The sequence below is a fragment of the Paraburkholderia sp. genome (genome assembly GCF_035501035.1).
Taxonomy (GTDB): domain Bacteria; phylum Pseudomonadota; class Gammaproteobacteria; order Burkholderiales; family Burkholderiaceae; genus Paraburkholderia.
The window spans coordinates 1-3,711 of sequence record NZ_DATJWR010000251.1 but is presented as its reverse complement, the minus strand read 5'-3'; the positions used below and the strand labels follow the sequence as shown (position 1 = coordinate 3,711).

The 3,711-nt window shown below is 65.0% G+C and carries 2 protein-coding genes; both read right to left on the bottom strand.

The window, feature by feature from the left end; translation table 11 throughout:
- Nucleotides 1-81: 81 nt before the first annotated feature.
- On the bottom strand, nucleotides 82-1,872 hold the full coding sequence (locus VMJ11_RS18770) for an acyl-CoA dehydrogenase (RefSeq protein ID WP_325620894.1): 1,791 nt from the start codon (nucleotides 1,870-1,872) through the stop codon (nucleotides 82-84).
- Between the two features lie 236 nt (nucleotides 1,873-2,108).
- Entirely contained in the window at nucleotides 2,109-3,113 is a 1,005-nt protein-coding gene (locus VMJ11_RS18765; protein ID WP_325620893.1) for an AraC family transcriptional regulator, read from the bottom strand.
- Between the last annotated feature and the right edge of the window lie 598 nt (nucleotides 3,114-3,711).

Genomic DNA, 3,711 nt, shown 5'->3' with positions numbered 1-3,711 from the left:
CGTGGACCGTACTGTGCAACCCAATCATTCGACGACATATCCTCACCCTTCCTTGCTAACCCTGCGCCCGCAGGCGCTCAATCAAAACTGCACTTCGCTCAGCGCGAGCACGCCGGCGTCGCCTCTCGCCGCCAGGATCGACGTTTCGAGACCGGCCGACTGCGGGAGAACGTGCTCCGCATAGAATTGCGCGATCGCGATCTTCGCGCCGTGGAACTCGGGATCGTTCGCGAATTCGCGTTGCGAGACCAGCATGGCACGCGCCATCTGCCAGCCGCACAGCACGATGCCCGCGAGCTTCAGATACGGCACGCTGCCCGCGAACACGGCGTTCGGATCGCGCTTGACGTTCTCCAGCACGAAATCGACGACGTTCGAAAGCGAGCTTGCGCCTTTCTCAAGTTGCGCGCGCATCGATGTGGCGGCCGCACCGCCTGCCGCGCCAAGCGCTTCGGCGGTCTGCGCGACTTCGGCGAGCAGCGCCTTCGCGACTGCGCCGCCGTCGCGCAGCGTCTTGCGGCCGATCAGGTCGTTCGCCTGGATCGCCGTCGTGCCCTCGTAGATGGCGAGAATGCGCGCGTCGCGCAGGTATTGCGCCGCGCCCGTCTCTTCGATGAAGCCCATGCCGCCGTGCACCTGCACGCCAAGGCTCGCCACCTCGTTGACCATCTCGGTGCTCCAGCCCTTCACGATAGGCACGAGGAATTCGTAGATCGCCTGGTTGCGCGCACGCACTTCGGCATCGGCATGGCAATGCGCGGCGTCGCTATGGGCCGCCGCGACGTAGCCGAGCGCGCGTGCGCCTTCGGTCAATGCGCGCATCGTGCCGAGCATGCGGCGCACGTCCGGATGATGGATGATGGTGGCCGACTGCTTGAGCGAACCGTCGACAGGACGGCTCTGCACACGCTCCTTCGCATACGCCACGGCCTTCTGGTAAGCGCGCTCGGCCACGCCGATGCCCTGCATGCCCACGCCGAAACGCGCCGCGTTCATCATGATGAACATGTACTCGAGCCCGCGATTCTCCTCGCCTACGAGGTAGCCGATCGCGCCGCCCTTGTCGCCGTATTGCAGCACGGCCGTCGGGCTCGCCTTGATGCCGAGCTTGTGCTCGATCGACACGCACTCCACGTCGTTGCGCGCACCGAGCGATCCGTCTTCATTGACGAGGAACTTCGGCACGACGAACAGCGAAATGCCCTTCACGCCTTCCGGTGCGCTCGGTGTGCGCGCCAGCACGAGGTGGACGATGTTCTCCGCCATGTCGTGCTCGCCCCACGTGATGAAGATCTTCGTGCCGAAGACCTTGTACGTGCCGTCACCTTGCGCCTCGGCGCGCGTGCGCACGAGCGCGAGGTCGGAGCCCGCCTGGGGCTCGGTGAGGTTCATCGTGCCGGTCCATTCGCCCGAGATGAGCTTCGGCACATAGCGCGCCTTGAGCTCGTCGCTGCCCGCCGTGAGGAGCGCTTCGATGGCGCCGTCGGTGAGCAGCGGGCACAGCGCGAACGAAAGATTCGCCGCGTTGAGCATTTCGATGCAGGGCGTCGCGATCAGCTTGGGCAGCGCCTGGCCACCGAATTCGGACGGATGTTGCAGCCCTTGCCAGCCGCCTTCGACGTATTGGCGGAACGCCGCCCCGAAGCCGGGCGTGGCCGTGACCTTGCCATCGCTCAACGTGCTGGGCGCGCGGTCGCCCTCGACGTTCAGCGGCGCAATGACTTCGCCGGAAAGCTTCGCGCACTCCTCGAGCACCGCCTGCGCGGTGTCGAAGCCGGCGTCCTCGAAACCCGGCAGGGTTGCGACGGCGTCGATGCCGGCCAGCTCTTTCAGCACGTACAGCATGTCCTTGACGGGGGCGTTATAGCTCATGATCGGTCTTCCAGTCACACAGGGATAAATTGGAGGCGCCGCGGGGCCGCTTGCAAACGTGCCCACGAGGCAGCAGTACAGGACGAATCCTAGCGCCAAACGGAGGCGTCACCACTGTCCAAACCGGACCTTATGGTGACAATTCTGGCCACGTCTTCGGCTGTATCGACCATCCATTGGGGTTGGCCCTGGCCGCTTTGCCGAGGAGTTCGCTAACGTCGCGCGCCGTCCGGCGTTCAGCCGTGGCGCCGGTAGGTGCCCGGCGTGCTGCCGGTCCAGTGGCGAAACGCGCGATGGAAGGCGCTCGGATCATCGAAGCCGAGATCGCCCCCTATGGCCGCGATCGTGTCCTGTGTGTCGGTGAGGCGCTGGATCGCCACGTCGCGGCGCAGCTCGTCCTTGAGCGCCTGGAACGTCGTCTTCTCGGCGGCGAGGCGCCGGCAGAGCGTGCGCACCGAGCAGTGCTGGCTCTCGGCCGTCTGCTCGATAGTCGGCAGAACGGGCAGTTGCGCGGCGAGATACTGGCGCACGTTGTGGCTCACGAGCTGCTCGCTGAATGTCTCGAAGATCCAGTCGCCGGGCGAGCGCGCGAGAAACGCGCGCAGGTTGCGCTTGCTCTGCCGGATCGGCATATCGAGGTAGGCCGCGCTAAAGCGCATGAGCGTGGCCTCGCAGCCAAAGCGCACGGGCCCCGAAAAGAAATACCGGTGATCAAGCGCGTGAGGCGGCTGCGGGCAGGCGAAATCGACTTGCAGGAGCGGAATGCGCTGGCCGATCAGCCAGGACGAGACGCCGTGCGCGAGCTTGAGGGTCAGCTCCTGGCCCAATGGTCCGATCGCACCGTATGCCGGGTTGGCGCGCAATGTCACCTGGGCGACGAGCCCCTCGCGGCGCGAATCGAGCCTGAAATCGTCGAGGACGATATGGAAGAACTGGTCGAATCGATGCAGCGCCGTTTCGAGATTGCGTGCGTCAAGCAGGCTCAGGCAGAGAAACTTGAGGGTGCCGCTGCGCAGCGGCCGGCTGAAGATACCGGGCATCTCGTCGTCGAGTTCGATGGCGAGCGTTTGATAGAGGTTTGAAAACTGTTCCTCGGTCACGCGTCCGCCGGGCTTGGCGAGCAGTTCCGGCGCGATGCCCGCTTCGTTGAGATAGCGGCGAATCACGGCGGGTTCTGCATCGGCGGCGGCCAGAAAGCCGTTGACGAGCGAAATGGGGACGGTGGCGCTAGGCGATGGCATGCGTTGGCGACAGGAAGCGGCTGGAATCAGGCAACAGGGGCACGCGCTCGCGCGAGCTTGCGCGCCATTTTAAAACGGCGCGGCGCATCGCGCCCCAAAAGTCTTGCGATTGCGCGCGCCGGGCCGCCGTCGCATCAAGTCGCACCGCTCCGCTCTGCGCGAACGCTGCGAACCACGCGGGACTGTCAGGGTTGGCGATGGTGGCAGGATTCGCGACCTGCTCGAGCTGCCGTCCATCCCGATGCGGAGGGCTCTTGCAGTTTCGTCTGCACTAATGGTGCCGAAGCCGGCATGCATGGAACAATTCAGGGAAACCAGCGGGCGCGCTCGCGCAGTGTCGAGGGTCGGTTCGCGTTCAATGGGCAACGGCATGGGGAAGGCAGCCCCTAGCCCCGCTGCAACTGCACACGCTCGTCGGCCATCCGCCGCGACGATGTCCACTAACATCCCGCCTCAATCGTTTCGTTCTCCAGACAAACGGGTGCGGCCTGCGCGCCCGAGCCCGCCACTTCGCCGAGCGCCGAACCGCTGACCGATGATCGCATTCGATGCGCGTCGTGATTATTCTCAATATCTCGAATAAAAGACGGATTGGAAT

Bases quoted from the DNA above. Each gene is read 5' to 3' on its own strand.
- VMJ11_RS18770 (WP_325620894.1), bottom strand. From the start codon at position 1,872: ATGAGCTATAACGCCCCCGTCAAGGACATGCTGTACGTGCTGAAAGAG.
- VMJ11_RS18765 (WP_325620893.1), bottom strand. From the start codon at position 3,113: ATGCCATCGCCTAGCGCCACCGTCCCCATTTCGCTCGTCAACGGCTTT.